Consider the following 16755-nt stretch of genomic DNA (forward strand, 5'->3'; position numbering starts at 1 on the left):
CAAACCGTACGACCGTGCGCCATATCTTCACGTCGTCTTCCGGACGCGTCCACGTCAGGTACGGGTCCGGTGGGAGCGCGTCGTTCGTGCCGGAACGTGCCGGGGCCCGCGACGCGGCGGTGCGTCGCGGGCCCCGAGGGCGCCGAGGAGGCGGGTCGACCGAAGAGGGTCGGCCTAGTACCAGTGGTGCGCCTGCCAGAACGACCAGGCGGCGCAGGGGCTGCCGTAGCGGGTGTTCATGTAGTTGAGGCCCCACTTGATCTGGGTCGCCGGGTTGGTGCGCCAGTCGGCGCCCGCCGAGGCCATCTTGGAGCCGGGCAGGGCCTGGACCAGGCCGTAGGCGCCGGAGGAGGCGTTGACGGCCAGCGGGTTCCAGCTGCTCTCGCGGAACACGATGTTGCTGAAGCACTGCAGCTGACCGGCCGGGACGATCTGCGCGGCGATCTGCTGCGGGGTGCCGGAGTAGGTGGGGGCCAGGTTCTGGCGCTCCTGGGAGCGGGAGGCGGCGGCCTCGGCGTCGGCCTTGGCCTTGGCATCCGCCTGGGCCTTCGCGTCGGCCTGGGCCTGGGCCTGCGCCTGGGCTGCCGCCTGGGCGGCGGCGTCCGCCGCGGCCTTGGCCTGGGCGTCCTGGGCGGCCTGCTGGGCAGCGGCAGCGGTGTCAGCCTGGGCCTGGTCGGCGACCGGCTTGCCGTCCACCGAGACGGCGGCCACGGGGGCGGCGGCCTCGACGGTGTTCCCGGCCTGCGGGATGGCGAGTGCGGCGGTGGCGGCGCTCGCGACCACGAGGGTGGCGACGCCGGTGATCAGGGAGTTTCGGCGGGCATGGCTGAGCTGCAAGGCGGGCGTTCCTTCTCCGTCGGGGGCCGTGCCGGTGGTGCCGGACACGGGGCATCGCGCGGGCTCCGGGTGAGCGGGGCCCGCGCGGCCGTCCGGGACGGCCGTGACGCCCCGGCGAAAGCGGCGGGGCGGGCGGGCTGCACGGCGGATCCGGTACGGACCGGCCGGGCTGCCTGGCGACAGGCCATTCTTGGCAGGGCCCGCGACGGGCCGCAAAGGGACTCGCTACTACGCGCCGTAGTGGTCGCGATGTGGCCGCAGCGAGGCCCAGCGGTGAGTTTGACAGCATTTGTCCGAATTGCGCCCCCGAGGGTTACGCACGGGTGACATCAGGGGAACGCAAGGGCGACACTCGCGGTGGCCTGCGTTCTTCAGGTCGGACGCCGCCGGGGCCGACTCGGGCGGCGCAGGGCGCCGGAGCCCGGCCGGAGCCCGCCGGGCGCTCGTCCACTATCGGGAGTCGTAGACGCCGATCCCCCTGTGGGCGGCCTCACACGTGTGCCGGTGCGAGGTCGGCGCAGGGTGACCGGGCGGTCACGGATCAGGGAGTCGCGTACGGGTTTTCGGGCGTGGGCTGCGCGGCCGGAGCGGCGGGTCGAGTGCTCGGCTCCGCTTCCTCCGCAGCGGACTCCTCCGCCGGCGGGACGAGGTCCCGGGCCAGCAGGGTGGCGCCGGCGACGGCCCCCGGCATGGCGAGCACCGTCACCAGCGGTACCAGGAAGGCCAGCACCAGCGGCGTGCCGAAGCCCAGCGCGAGCCCGAGCCGCGCGCGCAGCAGCCGGATCCGCTCGGGCTGCGGCACCCGGCGCCGCTGCAGGGCGACGGCCGTCAGCTCGACGGTCAGGAAGAAGCCGGACACCAGGAAGCCGAGCGCCGGGACCACCGTCTGACCGAGCACCGGGATGAACCCGCAGGCGAACAGGACCACGCCGAACGCCGCCACCCGGGCGAGGACGTACACGCTGTCGCGCACCGCGATCAGCAGCTCGCGCCAGAGCGGGGTGTCCGGTGGCGCGGGCGCGCCGCCCTCGGTCTCGTCGACCTTGGCGCAGAGCGCCTCGTAGAAGGGCTGCCCGACCAGCAGGGTGACGGCGGTGAAGGTGAGCAGGGAGAGCAGCAGGCCGCCGCCGAAGACGATCGCCGCGAGCGCGTCGCGCAGCAGGCCCCGCCAGGGCGAGCCCCAGTGGTCGGCGAACGGGGTGGCCCAGTCCGCGAGGTCCCTGGACCAGGCGCCGAGGAAGGCGAGCGCGACGACGTAGCCGATCAGGGCGATCAGCGCCGGCAGCATCCCGAAGCCCCACCACCGGCCGTGCCGGCCGACCCACTTCTGGCCCTCGATCAGGTACTTCGTCCCCGCCACAAGATCCCGCATGGGCGATCACCCTATCGGGCCCCCGGGCGGGCCCCGTGCCTTCCGCACCCGGAACCCCGCGTTGCCGTGTTCCTGCCAGATTCGACCGGCAACGTCGACCCCCTCCTACCGCACCGCCCGTCGCGCCACTCTCGGTGTTCCCCCACCTGCAAGGAGGAACCTGATGAAGCGTCAACTCGGCAGAGTCTTCAGCCTGCTGGCCGGTCTGGTGCTCGGCGCCGGCGCGCTCGTGCTGCCCGCCGCCGCCTCGCCGGCGCCGTCGCCGACCGTGGTCGGCGGCACGCGCGCGGCGCAGGGCGAGTTCCCGTTCATGGTGCGGCTCTCGATGGGCTGCGGCGGCGCGCTCTACACCTCGCAGATCGTGCTCACCGCCGCCCACTGCGTCGACGGCACCGGCGCCGACAGCAGCATCACCGCCACCGTCGGCGCGGTCGACCTGCGCAGCGGCAGCGCGGTCAAGGTCCGCTCCTCGTACGTCTACCAGTCGCCGGCCTTCACCGGCGCCGAGAACGGCGACGACTGGGCGCTGATCAAGCTGGCCTCGCCGGTGAACAGCAGCCAGGTCAGCACCCTGCCGATCGCCACCTCCGCCGCCTACGACAGCGGCACCTTCACCATCATGGGCTGGGGCGCGGCACGCGAGGGCGGCGCCCAGCAGCGCTACCTGCTCAAGGCCACCGTGCCGTTCGTCGACGACGCCGCCTGCGCCGCCGCCTACCCGGGCCTGAACACGGCGGGCTCGCTCTGCGCCGGGTACGTCGCCCAGGGCGGCGTCGACACCTGTCAGGGTGACTCCGGCGGTCCGATGGTCCGCCAGGACGCGGCGGGCCGCTGGGTCCAGGTCGGCATCGTCAGCTGGGGCAACGGCTGTGCCCGCGCGGGCTACCCGGGCATCTACACCCAGGTGAGCACCTACGCGGCGGACATCGCCGCGGCGGCTGCCGGTCTCTGAGTCGGCGCGTCGGCCCGGAAGGGCCGCTCGAACCGGTCGGGCGGGGCCGGCCACCACTCCCGCAGGTGGTGGCCGGCCCCGCCCCCGTGTGCGGCGTGCGCCCGTGTGCGGCGTGCGCCCGCCCGGCGCGATGCCGGACCTGGTGGGCCGGTGGTCCTGGTGGGCCGAACCGTCGTCGGGTCCGGGCAGGGGCGGCCCTGCCCGGGCTCTCACCCGTGCAGCCACTCCTCGGCCCGCCGTTGCTCGCGGGCGATGCGCCCGGCCGTTCTCGGGGGCAGGCGGGCGAGCAGGGCGACGGCGGCATCGGGCCGGCCGGCCAGCGCGTGGGCGCCCGCCAGGCGGGCGGTGACCAGGGCGTGGTCGCGCGGTCGGGCGGCCGGGTCCAGGCTCCGCAGGGCGGCCTCCAGCCGGGCCGCCGCGCTGCGCGCGTGGACGCTGCGGCCGGTGCGGACGGCGAGGTCCCGCTGGCAGGTGCCGTGTGCGACGGCGAGGACCAGGTCGGCGCGTGCCGCCCACGGCGTCGGGTCGCCGGAGCGCAGCGCGGCCGTGGTCAGCCGCCGGGCCTCCGCCAGCGTCCGGCGCACCTGCGGTGCCTCACCCGCCAGCGCGTGGGCGTGCGCCCGGGCGACGGCGGCCCAGGCCTGCAGTCCCGGCCGCGGAGGGGCGGCGGTCCGTGCTGCCTCGGCCAGGGCGAGCGCGGCCGCTGCGTCGCCGCGCCACCAGTGCAGGGTGCTCTGCCGGACGAGCAGCGCGGTCGCGGTGGCCTGGTCCCCGGTCGCGCGCGCCCAGTCCAGCCCGGTGGCGTACCAGCTGAGCGCGCGGGCGCGGCGGTCGCCCTCGAAGTGGGCCCAGCCGGCGAGTTCGGCGTACTGGGCGGCGAGCGAGCGGACGGCGGCGTGGCCCTCGTGCGGGGCGGTGTGCTGCCGGGCCAGGGTGCGGGCGTGGTGCTCGAGCACGGCGGCCAGCTCCTCGCCGCCGATCCGGTCGGCGGCGGCGCGGTAGACGGCCAGCAGGTGGGCGAGCATGTCGACGGTGGCGGCGTCCGGTGGGGCGGTGTCGGCGGCGGCCGGTGGCCGGGTGGCGGCGGCGAGTTCGCCGAGGCGTTCGCGTTCCTGTCGGACGGTCTGCCACAGATCGGCCAACTCGCCGCAGGCGAGCAGGAGTTCGTCGGCCCGGGCGGGCATTCCCGGCGGCGGCCAGCGAAGGGCGTTCTCCACCCGGCTGATCAGTGAGTTGTGGTACCCGAGCAGCCGGCCGAGCTCGGCCTGGCTGAGGCCGCGGGCCTCGCGCCAGTGGCGCAGGCGGCGGCCGAAGCGCAGCCGTGCGGACTCGGGTTCCGCGCGGGTCGGGGGAGGCGAGAGCGGCGTGGGGGTGGGCAGGGGCGGCACGGGGTCTCCCGGGAGGGTGGGGGAGCGCTCGTGGGGGAGCGCCATGCCCAGGAATCCCCTTGACGTGCCTTGGTCAAACTGGCCCTCGGGGGGCGGGTCGGTCGCCCGGTGTCGCGCGGGGTGGGTGGTGCTCCAGTGGAGCCGGAAGGCCCGGCCGGAAGGGCTGGGGAAGCCGGAAAAGCTGACCGGGCCCGGGAGCCTCCGCAACGGCTCCCGGGCCCGGCGTTCCCGCGCGGTGCGGACGGGTCAGGAGCCCGCCGCCACCGCAGCCCGCCGCCGGCGGCCCACCACGGCCGAGGCCGCGAGCACGATCGCCGCGGCGACCAGCGACAGGTACATCTGCTTGCGCCCGTCGGCGTCGGTGAACATGTACGCCATGACGAACCCGATCATGCCCATCGCGGTCCAGGTCAGGTACGGGTACAGCCACATCCGGACGGTGTGCCGCTCGGGCATCTCCCGCTCGATGATCTTGCGCATCCGCAGCTGGGTGGCGCAGATCACCAGCCAGACGAACAGTGCGATCGCACCGGAGGAGTTGAGGAGGAAGGCGAAGACCGTGTCCGGCGAGGTGTAGTTGAAGAAGACCGCGACGAAGCCGAAGACCACCGAGGAGAGGATGGCCACCCGCGGCACGCCGCGCTCGGTCACCTTCGCGAAGGCCTTGGGGGCGTCACCGCGCTGGCCGAGCGAGAAGGCCATCCGGGAGGCCGTGTACATCCCGGAGTTGAGGCAGGAGAGCACCGCGGTCAGCACGATCACGTCCATCACCTGGCCGGCGCCGGGGATGCCGATGTGGTTCAGGACGGCCACGTACGGGCTGGCCTTGACCTCGGCCGAGTCCCACGGCAGCAGGGTGACCACGAGCAGGATCGAGCCCAGGTAGAAGATGCCGATGCGCCAGATAACGCTGTTGGTGGCCTTGGTGACCGCCTTCTGCGGGTCCTCCGACTCGCCGGCGGCCAGGGTGACGATCTCGCTGCCCATGAAGGCGAAGACCACGGTCAGCATGCCGGTGAACACCGCGCCCACGCCGTGCGGCAGGAAGCCGCCGTGGCCGGTGAGGTTGCTGGCGCCCACCGCGTGGGTGCCGGGCAGCAGGCCGAAGGCGGCGAGGGTGCCGATCACCAGGAACGCGGCGATCGCGACCACCTTGATCCCGGCGAACCAGAACTCGAACTCGCCGTAGGAGGCAACCGAGAAGAGGTTGGTGGAGGTCAGCACCGCCATCACGATCAGCGCCCAGCCCCACTGCGGCACGCCGGGCACCCACTGGTTGAGGATCTTCGCGCCGGCCGTCGCCTCTACGGCGAGCACCACGACCCAGAAGAACCAGTACAGCCAGCCGATCGAGAACCCGGCCCAGCGGCCCAGCGCGCGGTCCGCGTACGCCGAGAAGGAGCCGCTCTGCGGGTCGGCCGCGGCCATCTCGCCGAGCATCCGCATCACCAGTACGACCAGCGCGCCGGCCAGTGCGTAGGAGAGCAGGATGCCGGGGCCGGTGGACGCGATGCCCGCGCCCGAGCCGACGAACAGGCCGGCGCCGATCACACCGCCGATGGCGATCATCGACAGGTGGCGGTTCTTGAGCCCGGCCTTCAGGTGGCCGTCGCCGCCGGGGCCGTGCGGCCCCACCTGCTGGGGGGCCTCGGCGGCTGCCGTCGGCTTGGTGGTGTTCGCACTCATCTAGGGGTGCCCTGTGCCTTTCCAGCGCGGCGACCCTCGGCTCGTCGCGCCACAGGGTGGGGGGACAGACCCGCGCATTGCGGTGCAACCTAACTTCTACGCACGAGTATCGGAACAATCCTTTGATAACTGTTCGCTTACCGGACATAAAAGGCCAGGTCAGGATGGGTGTGGAGGGGGTCGGGAAAGCTCAGATCTGACGCATGGTCAGGACGGCGCGGGGCGCAGGAGATCAGATCTCCCTCAAGTCGAGCACGACGACCTCGGGCTGCTGCCCCGGCGGATGCCGGGCGGGCCGGGTCGCGGGTCGGGCGGGCCGGGCTGCGAGTCGGGCCGCGAGTCGGTCGGCCAGCCGGGCCGCGAGGATGCGCGGGATGTCGCTCTCCTGCGAGTACCCGGGCACCACCGTGACCTCGTCCTCGCGCACCTCGCCGAGAGCGCGGTAGGTCACCCGGTACGTCGTCCGGTCCGGCGGCGGGGCCCGGTCGGGCCCGTGCGTGGCGGTCATCCGCATCGACCTCCTCGGCCCATTGTCGGCGCGGTGTGGCCGATCGGGGCAAACCCGGGCAGAGTGGGACTCTCGGGGCATTCGTCGGAGCACTCCCCGAGCGTGCTCGGCGCCCGTCGGTTCCCGGCGCCGGACAGGAGCGACCCCATGCAGACCACCTGGAAGGGGACGATCAGCTTCGGGCTGGTCAGCATCCCCGTCCACCTCTACTCCGCGACGCAGGAGCACGACGTCCCGCTGCACCAGGTGCACGCCAAGGACGGCGGCCGGGTGCGGATGAAGCGCTACTGCGAGCAGGAGGAGAAGGAGGTCCCGTACGCGGAGATCGCGAAGGGTTACGAGTCCCCCGACGGGCGCACCGTCACGCTCAGCGACGACGACCTCGCCGACCTGCCGCTGCCCAGCAAGAAGATCATCGACGTGCTGGCCTTCGTCGACGAGGGCGACATCGACCCGCTGATGTTCTCCAAGGCCTACTACGTCGGCGTCGCCGACAAGGCCGCCGCCAAGCCGTACGCGCTGCTGCGCGACGCGCTCACCGAGTCCGGGCAGATCGCCGTCACCAAGATCGCGCTGCGCACCCGGGAGTCGCCCGCGGTGCTGCGGGTGCACGACAACACGCTGGTGCTGCAGACCTGCATCTGGCCCGACGAGGTCCGCCCGGCGGCGGGCATCGCGCCCGAGGACGACGTCACCGTCCGGCCGCAGGAGCTCAAGATGGCGCGGTCGCTGATGGACACCCTCTCCGAGGACTTCGACCTCTCCCAGCTGCACGACGACTACCAGCAGGCGCTCCAGCAGGTGATCACCGCGCGGCTGGAGGGGGTCGAGATCCCGCACGAGGAGGAGCCCGGCGAGGCGCCGGACAACGTGATCGACCTGATGGAGGCGCTGCGCAGCAGCCTCAAGCAGGCCAAGGGCGGGCGCGGCCCGACCGGGGAGCCGGAAACGGAACCGGAGGCGGAGGCGGCCGGGCGGAAGCCCGCTCCGCGCAAGCGCGCCGCCGCGAGGAAGAGCGCCCCCGCCACCGAGAAGACCGCCGAGAAGAGCACCGAGAAGAGCACCGAGAAGACCGCCGGGAAAGCCGCCGGGAAGGCCGCGGCGAAGACCGTGACGGCGAAGACCGCCACGGCGGCAGAGAAGACCGCCGCGGCGAAGAAGAGCGGCCGGAAGTCCACCGCGCCGCGCAAGGCCTCCTGACCCGCCGGGCCAGGCACCTCCCTCCCGTCCAGCATTGGAGGCGATCCCGATGGACCTGCTGACCTACAAGGCAGCCGAAACCGGCCCCGACGCCCCGAAGGACCCCAGCTGGGGGCACCGGGCCTGGGTCTGGCTGCTCACCCTCACCCCCACCGCCGTGACGATCATGATCGGGCTCTCGATCGGCCTCGGCATGGTCGCCGCCCAGGTGAGCCAGCTGTGGGTGCTGATCCTCATGTGCATCCCCTGGGGTCTGACGGTCATCGCCCTGGTCGGCGTGCTCGCCCGCTGGATGACGCCCGGCCCGGGCAGGCACCGGGCGACGGCCTGACCCGGCCGGGCGGGCGGGGCTCCGGGAGGGCTCAGCCGATCCACACCGTGGTGACGTTGCAGAACTCCCGGATCCCGTGCCCGGACAGCTCCCGCCCGAAGCCCGAGCGCTTGACGCCGCCGAACGGCAGGGCCGGGTGGGAGGCCGTCATCCCGTTGAAGAACACCCCGCCGGCCTGGATGTCGCGGACGAAGCGCTCCTGTTCGGCCCCGTCCGTGGTCCAGACGTTGGCGCTGAGGCCGAACGGGGTGTCGTTGGCGACCGCGACCGCCTCGTCCAGGTCGGCCACCCGGTAGACGGTGGCGACCGGGCCGAAGGTCTCCTCCAGGTGGATCCGCATCGCCGGGGTGATCCCGGTCAGCACCGTCGGCTCGTAGAACCAGCCGCTGTCCCAGCCCTCGGGGCGCCCGCCGCCGCACTCCACCCGGGCGCCGTGGGTCCGGGCGTCCTCGACCAGCTCCTCCAGGTCGTCCCGGCCCTGGCGGCTGGCCAGCGGGCCGACGTCGGTGGACTCGTCCATCGGGTCGCCGACCTTCAGCGCGCGCATCGCCCCGGTGAACCCGGCGGTGAAGCGGTCGTACACCTCGGTGTGCACGATGAAGCGCTTGGCGGCGATGCAGGACTGGCCGTTGTTCTGCACCCGGGCCCGGACGGCGGTCCGCACCGCGGCGTCCACGTCGGCGCTCGGCAGGACGACGTACGGGTCGCTGCCGCCCAGTTCCAGCACGGCCTTCTTGACCTCGTCCGCCGCGGCGGACGCGACGGCGCGCCCGGCCGGTTCGCTGCCGGTGAGGGTGACCGCGGCGACCCTCCGGTCCCGGACCACGCCCTCGACCGCGCCCGAGCCGATCAGCAGCGTCTGGAAGCAGCCCTCCGGGAAGCCGGCGCGTCGGAACAGCTCCTCGATCGCGACCGCCGTGCGCGGCACGTTGGACGCGTGCTTGAGCAGGCCCACGTTGCCCGCCATCAGGGCCGGTGCGGCGAACCGGATCACCTGCCAGAACGGGAAGTTCCACGGCATCACGGCCAGCACCGGGCCGATCGGGCGGTAGCGGACGTAGGCGCGGGCGGCGCCGGAGTCGGTGACGTCGGCCGGGGCCGGGTGCTCGTCGGCCAGCAGCGCCTCGGCGTTGTCCGCGTACCAGCGCATCGCCTTGGCGCACTTGGCGGCCTCGGCGCGGGCGGCGGCGAGCGGCTTGCCCATCTCCTCGGTCATGGTGCGGGCGACCGCCTCCAGGTCTTGGTCCAGCAGGTCGGCGGCGCGGTGCATCAGCTCGGCGCGGGCGGCGAACGGGGTGGTGCGGTAGGCGTGGAAGGTGGACTCGGCGAGGGCCAGCCGCCGCTCGATGCCGGCCGCGTCGAGCGGTTCGAAGGTCTCCAGGGTCTCGCCGGTCGCGGGGTTGACGCTGGCGATGGGCATGCGGGGCTCCCATGGGGGTTCGGGTCCGGTGCGTCTGCCCTCACACCCTCCCCGACAGCCCGGCTCCGGGCACGCCACGGCGCGCCCGGCGTGTCCCGCCGTGCGGCCCGGGTCCGTCCCGTCACTCCGGCAGCGACTCCACCCGGGCCGCGGCCTCCCTGGCTCGCGCGCCGGCCCTGGTCCGCCCGGCGGTCACCTGCCGGTCGGGGAAGCGGTGCAGGTACTCGGCCTCCAGCTGGCCGGTGCGCAGCGTGTGCCGCTTCAGCGCCTCCTCCGAGCCGTACAGGAAGGTCTCGTGGCGCGTGCGGTGCAGCTGTTCCAGCTCGTGCAGGAGCGTGTCGTTGCCCAGAGCGTGCGGGGAGATGCCCGCGGGCCGGATGTGCGTGGCGTCGGCGTGCCGCATCTCGGTACCTCCTCGGCGGAAGTCCCCTCCTACGGGGTGCCCGGTGGCCGCCACCGGTACACCCGTTCGATCGGAGCGTCCGGGCGGGGCCTGACCGGTCATACAAGAGGAGTTGTAAAAGGACTGTCGTACAAGAGTTCTCGTGGATATCCTCCCGGCATGACCGACCCCACGGACGAACCGCGCGGCGCCCGGGAGATCTCCGACTCCCGGGTGCTCGCCGCCCTCACCCACCCGCTGCGCCGCCGCCTGCTCGACCTGCTCAAGGTGGACGGCCCGGCCACGGTCGGGAAGCTGGCCGACCGCACCGAGCAGGCGGTCGGCAACGTCAGCCACCACCTGAAGGTGCTCGCCGAGAGCGGGCTGATCGAAGAGGCGCCCGAGCTCGCCCGGGACCGGCGCGAGCGCTGGTGGCGGCTCGCCGACCGTGAACTCAGCTGGACCAGGGCCGACTTCGACGGGGACCCGGTCACCGAGGCCGTCGCCGACGCGGCCGGCTCGATCCTCCTGGAACGCCAGGTCGAGCTGGTCCGCGAATGGTCGGTGCGACGCGGCGGTTACGCGCCCGAATGGCGCGACGGCTGCTCGGTGGCCACCCAGAGCTGGCTGCGGCTCACCCCGGAGGAGGCCCGGGACCTCGCGGCGGACCTGCACGCGGTCATCCAGAAGTGGGCGGACCGCCCGGTGCCCGAGGACGGACGGGAGCGGGAGACCGTGCTCGCCTTCGCCCACAGCGTCCCGGCCAGGCCGTGAGCGCGCTCCTCGCCCCCGAGCGGGCAGCCGGGTCCGCCCGCGCGCGCTGGGGCCTGCTCGCCGAGCGCGACTTCCGACTGCTCTGGGCCGGCGAGACCGTCAGCCGCCTCGGCAGCAGCATCACCTCCGTCGCGCTGCCGCTGGTCGCGGTACTGGCGCTGGACGCCGGGCCGCTCGCGGCGGGCGTGCTGACCGCCGCGGTCTGGCTGCCCTGGCTGGTCCTCGGCCTGCCCGCCGGGGTCTGGGTCGGCCGGATGCCCCGACGGGCCGTGATGATCGTTTGCAACCTGGGCTCCGCCGTACTGTTCGCCAGCGTGCCGGTGGCCGGCTGGCTCGGGGTGCTCACCCTCGCGCACCTGCTCGCCGTCGCGCTGCTCACCGGGGCCACGACGGTGTTCTTCGACGCCGCCCACCAGGCGTACCTGCCCGAACTCGTCGCGCCCGAGGACCTGATCGAGGGCAACGCCAAGCTGCAGGGCAGCGCCTCGGCCGCCGACGTCGCAGGGCGCGGCCTGGCAGGCCTGACCGTCCAGGTGCTCGGCGCCACCACCGGGCTGCTCGCCGACGCCGTGAGCTTCCTGATCGCGACCGTCACCCTGCTGCGGATCCGGACCGTGCCCCGCCCCGCGGCAGCCGAGCCCGCGACCGAGGGGCTGCTCCGGCAGGCCCGGGAGGGGCTCGCCCACCTGCTGCGCGACCCCTACCTGCGCTCCTTCGCCCTGTACGGCGCGGCCGCCAACTTCGCGCTCCAGGGCTACCAGTCGATCACCGCGCTGTTCCTGGTCCGGGAGGCCGGGGTCGCCCCCGGCTGGGTCGGCGGACTCGCCTCGGCCGGCGCGGTCGGCGGCGTGCTCGGCGCGCTGGCCGCCCGGCCGCTCTGCCGACGCCTGGGCACCGCCCGCGCGGTCCGGATCGTGCTGCTCACGCTGGCGCCCTTCGGCATGCTGATGGCCCTGGCCGACCCGGGCCTCGGCATGGTGCTCTACGTGGTGGGCGCACTCGTGGTGGTCGCGGCGGTGGTGCTCTGCAACGTCGTGCTCGGCAGCTTCCGGCAGTCCTACCTCCCGCCCGCACTGCTCAGCCGGGTCACGGCCGCCTCGATGTGCGCCAACCACGCCACCATCCCGCTCGGCGCCCTGGCCGGCGGCGCGCTGGGCGCGACGATCGGGCTGCGTGCCACCATGTGGGTGATGACCGGCCTGCTGGCGCTGTGCTCGGTGCTGCCGCTGCTGTCGCCGCTGCGCACCGTCCGGGACCTGCCCGGCGGAGCGGCGGAACCGGTGCGCAGATCCCCAAGATCGTAGGATGAATCCTCGCCATACCTTCGGGTTCCTCCGCCGACGCTCGGACAGATCGCTCATGCCACTTCCCAAGGCCGAACTCCACCTGCACATCGAAGGCACCCTGGAGCCCGAACTCGCCTTCGAGCTCGCCGCCCGCAACGGGGTCCACCTGCCGTACGCCGACACCGAGGAGCTGCGCACCGCGTACTCCTTCAGCGACCTGCAGTCCTTCCTGGACCTCTACTACGCGCTGATGGCCGTGCTCCGCACCGAGGACGACTTCGCCGACCTCGCCGACGCCTACCTGGCGCGGGCCGCCGAGCAGGGCGTCCGGCACGCGGAGATCTTCTTCGACCCGCAGGCGCACACCGCGCGCGGGGTGCCGCTGGGCGTCGTGGTGGACGGGCTGACCCTGGCGCTGTCGCGCAGCGAGGAGCGGTACGGGATCAGCACCCGGCTGATCATGTGCTTCCTGCGGGACGAGTCCGCCGAGTCCGCGCTGGAGACCTTCGAGGCCGCCCGCCCCTACTTCGACCGGATCGCGGGCATCGGCCTGGACTCGGCCGAGGTCGGCAACCCGCCGGCGAAGTTCCGCGAGGTGTACCGCCGGGCCGCCGAGGCCGGACTGCGGCGCGTCGCCCACGCCGGCGAGGAGGGCCCGGCCTCGTACGTCACCGAGGCGCTGGACGTCCTCGGCGTCGAGCGGATCGACCACGGGCTGCGCTGCCTGGAGGACGGCGAACTGGTCGCCCGGCTGGTCCGCGAGCAGATCCCGCTGACCCTCTGCCCGCTCTCCAACGTGCGCCTGCGCTGCATCGACACGCTCGCCGACCACCCGCTGCGCGAGATGCTGGAGGCCGGCCTGCTGGTCACCGTCAACTCCGACGACCCGGCGTACTTCGGCGGCTACGTCGGGGACAACTTCCGCGCCGTCCGCGAGGCCCTCGGTCTGGACCAGGAGACCCTGCGCCACCTGGCCGCCAACTCCTTCCGCGCCTCCTTCCTCGACGACCGGCGCCGGGCCGAACTCCTCGCGGAGGTCGAGGAGTTCGTCTTCTGAGCTGCCCGGACCCGGCTGCCGCAGCGGCCCGTCACCCGTCCAGTGGTGACGGGCCGCTGCGTGCGTAGTGGAGCAGCGTGACGCCGTTGGTGAAGCGGTGGGTGTCCTTCAGGGTGAGCGGGGTGGGGTGGTCGGTCGGCCGGAAGAACAGGGTGCCGCGGCCGAGGACGACGGGGTGGACGTAGAGGCGGAACTCGTCGATCAGGTCCTGGGCGAGGAAGGACTCGGCCAGCTTCGCGCCGCCGAGGCAGAGGTCGCCGCCCGGGCCGGCGGTGAGGGCGGCGATCGACTCGGGGGTGACCTCGCGGACGACCGTGGTGTTCCAGTCGGCACGGTCGAGGGTGCGGGAGAAGACGACCTTCGGCATCGCGCGCCAGATGCCCGCGAACTCGACCATCGGGGCGTCGGCGGCCGGGTCCTGGTCGGCGGTCGGCCAGACCGAGGCCATCAGCTCGTACGTCACCCGGCCGGAGAGGAACGCACCCATCCGGGCGAGTTCCCGGTTGAAGTGGGTGTGCACCTCGTCGTCCACGAGGTTCCAGGTGAGGTCGTGGTCCGGGCCCTCGAAGTAGCCGTCGACCGAGACGGAGACGAAGAGGACGATCCTGCGTCGCATGGCGCCCCCACGGGGAGGAGTGGTCCGCCGCCCCTCCCGTCCCGCCCCGGAGGGGAACGGGAGGACGGCGGACGGGGATCAGATCAGGGTGCTCCAGTAGTACCAGAACCGGTTGAGGACCAGCAGCGCGATCACCGCGTACCACAGGGCCGGGACGACCCAGTGGTAGCGGGCCGCCTCCCGGACGACCACCCGCAGGCGCGGGCCGACCGGGATCACGCCCGAGCGCAGGTTGTGCAGCGTGGTGTACCAGAACAGCGGGATCACCGCGGCCCACACCACCATGCAGTACGGGCAGAGCGCGCCGATCCGGTAGAGCGCCTGGTACATCAGCCAGGTCACGAAGCCGATCCCGAAGACCGTCCCGGCCTGCAGGCCGAGCCAGAACCACCGCCGGTACGTCGCCCCCGCCAGCAGTCCGGCGCCGACCGCGATCACGACACCGAAGGCCACCAGCCCGATCAGCGAGTTGGGGAAGCCGAAGGCCTCGGCCTGCTCGCTGCGCATGATCGAGCCGCAGCTGATGATCGGATTGATGTTGCAGTTGGGGACGTACGACGGGTCCTTCAGCAGCCGGATCTTGTCCAGGGTGAGGACCGCGGAGGCGAACAGGCCGACCGCGCCGCCGATCAGCAGCAGCCAGGCGAACGGGCGGCCGGCGCCGTAGGCCGTCCGGGTGGCGGCGGCCGTGGCAGTGGGCGCGGGGGCGGTCACCCGGTCACCTGCTTGACCATCGCGGTGAACTGCTCGGGGGAGACGGCCTTGCCGTTGGTGAGGACGTCCAGCTTCCGGCCGTCCAGCTTGACGGTCGGGGTGCCGGTGACGTCGCTCTTGTCGAACTCCTCGTTGACCTTGGCCGCCCACGGCGCGTAGGTGCCGTCCTGGACGGCCTTCACGAAGGCGTCGGTCTTCAGCCCGGGCACCTGGCCGGCCAGGTCCAGCAGGTGGTTGACGTCGCCGAAGGCGTCGCTGCGCTCGTCCGGCTGGTTGGCGTACAGCACGTCGTGGAACTGCTTGAACTTGTCCACGCCCTCGTTCAGCGCGGCGCCGGCGGCGGCCAGCGCGGTGCGTGAGCCCTTGCCGCCGAGGTTCTTGTCCAGGAACGTCGCCAGGTGGTACTCGACCTTGTACGTGCCGGCGTCGGCGAGCTGCTGGACGGTCCCGCCGGTGGTGGTCTCCAGCTGCTCGCAGTACGGGCAGCGGAAGTCCTCGTAGATCTCCAGGGTGTGCGGGGCGTCGGCCTTGCCGTAGGTGATCACCGTGCCGCCGGCGCCGGTCGCGTTGGCCGGGACGACCAGCGGGCCGTTCGCGGCGGCGTCCGAACCCGAGCCGGAGGAGCCGCCGACGGCGAAGGCCACGCCCGCCGCGAGCGCGAGCACGGCCGCGGAGGCGGCGCCGACCACCACCCGGCGGCGGATGCGGTCGGAGCGCTCGGCCTGGGCGCGGGCGGTGCGCATGCGCTCGGTGGCGGAGGTCTTCCGGTCGGTCTTGCGGGCGTTGCTCATGGGGTGTCGTCCTGTGCTCTCGGGAGTGCGGAGGTGCGGGCGCGGCCGGTCGGGGCCTGCGCGGGGGAGAGACGGCCGGGTGAGCGGGGGCGCGCCGGTCGAGCGGGGGGCTCGGGTCGGGCGAAGGGGCCCGGGGTCGGGCGGGAGGCCCGGGTCGGGCGAAAGCTCAGACGGCCAGGGCGAACACCGGCGGACCGCGCCGGACGGCCGGACGGACGACGACGTCCTCGGCGGGGACCAGCGCGCGACTGGCCGGGGGCAACGGCACCCGCGCCACCGGGCGGGCCGGGACGGGCGCGGCGAGCAGCAGCAGCCGGCGGGCGGCGGCCGGCAGGTGCCGGTGCAGGAACTCGCCCAGCATCCGCATCGTCCGCGCGAGACCCGCCAGCGCGGCGTCCGCGCGGCGCAGCCAGTACGCGCCGGCCAGCGCGATCACCGTGTGCAGCAGCAGGAGCAGCAACACGCCGGTCTGCTGGGAGACGCCGTGGCCGAGGAGGAAGCCACCCAGGGAACCGCCGCCGCACAGCAGCGGCTGCAGGCCGTGCCCGGAGCCGGGCGGCAGGGAGGGACAGGTGGTCTGGGCGATGTCGAACAGCGCGCCGGCGCCCAGCTCCAGCGGCAGGAACACCGCGGCGATCGCCGGGTAGCCGCGCTCGCGGCCGGCCAGTGCGAAGGCCACCGTGAAGACGGCGACCGAGGCGAGGAGCATCGGTCCGACCGGCAGCGCGCGGCCGGTGACCAGCACCTGGCCGAGCCCGGCGAGCAGCACGACCAGCGCGGCGAAGACCGCCGCGCGGAGCGTCCTGGTGACCGGGCCGATGTCCATGGGACCCGAGTCTGCCACAGGTCGACAGCAGACCGGCCGGTCCGGCCGGGTCCTGTGAAGAGCCTCACCACCCGCGCTGAGCTGGGCTTATGTGCTTCTTACGGCTCCTGCGGCGGATCGTCGGCGGCACTCACCCGGTCCTCGACCAGCTCCCGGAAGTGCTGCAGGTCCTCACGGACCGTCCGCTCGATCGCCCCGGCCTGGGCGAAGCCGCGCGGCCCGCCGAACGCCCGGTGCACCGCCTCCGGGTCGTACTCCACCCGGATCTGCACCCGGGTGTGCCCGGCGTCGAGCGGCAGCAGGGCGAACGCACCGCTGAGCCGGACCGGTTCCAGCGTCCGCCAGGCCATCACCCGGCCCTTGCCGCGGTCGGTGATCTCGGTGTCGACCGAGCGCTCGGCGCCGCCGATCTCCACCCCGAGGTGTGCGAGGTTGCGCCCGTGCGGATGGGCGCTGCGCACGCCGTCGACGAACCGCGGGTAGTCGTGCACCCGGTGCAGCTGCTCCCAGGCGGCGAGCACGGGGGCGGCGATGTCGATCTGTTCCTCAAGGGTGCTCATGGTGGCGGGGCACCTCCCTCCGTTCCAGCCTGCGCTTCGGGGTGGGGGCGGGCAA

At 73.6% G+C, this 16755-nt stretch carries 18 protein-coding genes; 6 read left to right on the forward strand and 12 right to left on the reverse strand.

Going from position 1 to position 16755, the window contains the following annotated elements:
• Positions 1–174: 174 nt before the first annotated feature.
• On the reverse strand, positions 175–837 hold the full coding sequence (locus ABTY56_RS19270; RefSeq protein WP_350630122.1) for an aggregation-promoting factor C-terminal-like domain-containing protein: 663 nt from the start codon (positions 835–837) through the stop codon (positions 175–177).
• Between the two features lie 541 nt (positions 838–1378).
• Entirely contained in the window at positions 1379–2209 is an 831-nt protein-coding gene (locus ABTY56_RS19275; RefSeq protein ID WP_350630123.1) for an EI24 domain-containing protein, read from the reverse strand.
• A gap of 163 nt (positions 2210–2372) precedes the next feature.
• Between ABTY56_RS19275 and ABTY56_RS19280 the strand changes: the two genes are divergently transcribed.
• Positions 2373–3161: a S1 family peptidase gene (locus tag ABTY56_RS19280; RefSeq protein ID WP_350630124.1), complete on the forward strand. Its 789-nt coding sequence runs from the start codon at positions 2373–2375 to the stop codon at positions 3159–3161.
• 209 nt (positions 3162–3370) lie between these two features.
• Here ABTY56_RS19280 and ABTY56_RS19285 read toward each other — a convergent pair whose 3' ends face one another.
• From ABTY56_RS19285 to ABTY56_RS19295, 3 genes are all read right to left on the reverse strand, one after another.
• Complete coding sequence (locus tag ABTY56_RS19285; RefSeq protein WP_350630125.1) at positions 3371–4594, reverse strand: NsdA family TPR-like regulatory protein; 1224 nt, start codon at positions 4592–4594, stop codon at positions 3371–3373.
• A 201-nt stretch (positions 4595–4795) separates the two neighbouring features.
• On the reverse strand, positions 4796–6235 hold the full coding sequence (locus ABTY56_RS19290; protein ID WP_350630126.1) for an amino acid permease: 1440 nt from the start codon (positions 6233–6235) through the stop codon (positions 4796–4798).
• A gap of 232 nt (positions 6236–6467) precedes the next feature.
• A complete protein-coding gene (locus ABTY56_RS19295; RefSeq protein WP_350630127.1) occupies positions 6468–6743 on the reverse strand; it encodes a hypothetical protein in 276 nt (91 codons plus the stop codon).
• A 147-nt stretch (positions 6744–6890) separates the two neighbouring features.
• On the opposite strand from ABTY56_RS19295, the gene ku reads away from it, so the two are divergent.
• Both ku and ABTY56_RS19305 read left to right on the forward strand, forming a co-directional pair.
• Complete coding sequence (gene ku, locus ABTY56_RS19300) at positions 6891–7943, forward strand: non-homologous end joining protein Ku (RefSeq protein ID WP_350630128.1); 1053 nt, start codon at positions 6891–6893, stop codon at positions 7941–7943.
• Positions 7944–7992: 49 nt separating this feature from the next.
• A complete protein-coding gene (locus tag ABTY56_RS19305; RefSeq protein WP_350630129.1) occupies positions 7993–8274 on the forward strand; it encodes a hypothetical protein in 282 nt (93 codons plus the stop codon).
• 31 nt (positions 8275–8305) lie between these two features.
• Here ABTY56_RS19305 and ABTY56_RS19310 read toward each other — a convergent pair whose 3' ends face one another.
• A complete protein-coding gene (locus ABTY56_RS19310; protein ID WP_350630130.1) occupies positions 8306–9694 on the reverse strand; it encodes an NADP-dependent succinic semialdehyde dehydrogenase in 1389 nt (462 codons plus the stop codon).
• A 121-nt stretch (positions 9695–9815) separates the two neighbouring features.
• Entirely contained in the window at positions 9816–10097 is a 282-nt protein-coding gene (locus tag ABTY56_RS19315) for a DUF6158 family protein (RefSeq protein WP_350630131.1), read from the reverse strand.
• Positions 10098–10256: 159 nt separating this feature from the next.
• Here ABTY56_RS19315 and ABTY56_RS19320 point away from each other — a divergent pair, with 159 nt between their 5' ends.
• Genes ABTY56_RS19320 through ABTY56_RS19330 form a run of 3 tightly spaced genes read left to right on the forward strand, consistent with a single transcriptional unit; the run spans position 10257 to position 13193 of the window.
• Positions 10257–10850 carry an ArsR/SmtB family transcription factor gene (locus tag ABTY56_RS19320; protein ID WP_350630132.1) on the forward strand — a complete coding sequence of 198 codons (594 nt, stop codon included), beginning with the start codon at positions 10257–10259 and terminating at the stop codon, positions 10848–10850.
• Complete coding sequence (locus tag ABTY56_RS19325) at positions 10847–12154, forward strand: MFS transporter (protein WP_350630133.1); 1308 nt, start codon at positions 10847–10849, stop codon at positions 12152–12154. Before ABTY56_RS19320 ends, ABTY56_RS19325 begins: the two co-directional genes overlap by 4 nt.
• A 55-nt stretch (positions 12155–12209) precedes the next feature.
• On the forward strand, positions 12210–13193 hold the full coding sequence (locus ABTY56_RS19330) for an adenosine deaminase (protein WP_350630134.1): 984 nt from the start codon (positions 12210–12212) through the stop codon (positions 13191–13193).
• A gap of 31 nt (positions 13194–13224) precedes the next feature.
• Here ABTY56_RS19330 and ABTY56_RS19335 read toward each other — a convergent pair whose 3' ends face one another.
• From ABTY56_RS19335 to ABTY56_RS19355, 5 genes are all read right to left on the reverse strand, one after another.
• The gene (locus ABTY56_RS19335; protein WP_350630135.1) at positions 13225–13809 is read right to left on the reverse strand and encodes a dihydrofolate reductase family protein; all 585 of its coding nucleotides are present in this window, start codon (positions 13807–13809) and stop codon (positions 13225–13227) included.
• 78 nt (positions 13810–13887) lie between these two features.
• Positions 13888–14523, reverse strand: coding sequence for a vitamin K epoxide reductase family protein (locus ABTY56_RS19340; RefSeq protein ID WP_350630136.1), 636 nt, complete (start codon positions 14521–14523; stop codon positions 13888–13890).
• A complete protein-coding gene (locus tag ABTY56_RS19345; protein ID WP_350630137.1) occupies positions 14520–15314 on the reverse strand; it encodes a DsbA family protein in 795 nt (264 codons plus the stop codon). The genes ABTY56_RS19340 and ABTY56_RS19345 overlap by 4 nt, the downstream gene beginning before the upstream one ends.
• 166 nt (positions 15315–15480) lie before the next feature.
• Positions 15481–16140: a hypothetical protein gene (locus ABTY56_RS19350; RefSeq protein ID WP_350630138.1), complete on the reverse strand. Its 660-nt coding sequence runs from the start codon at positions 16138–16140 to the stop codon at positions 15481–15483.
• A gap of 98 nt (positions 16141–16238) precedes the next feature.
• Positions 16239–16700, reverse strand: a complete 462-nt coding sequence (locus ABTY56_RS19355) for an SRPBCC family protein (protein ID WP_350630139.1) — start codon at positions 16698–16700, stop codon at positions 16239–16241.
• Between the last annotated feature and the right edge of the window lie 55 nt (positions 16701–16755).

It is taken from the genome of Kitasatospora sp. NPDC097691, from assembly GCF_040302665.1.
Taxonomy (GTDB): domain Bacteria; phylum Actinomycetota; class Actinomycetes; order Streptomycetales; family Streptomycetaceae; genus Kitasatospora.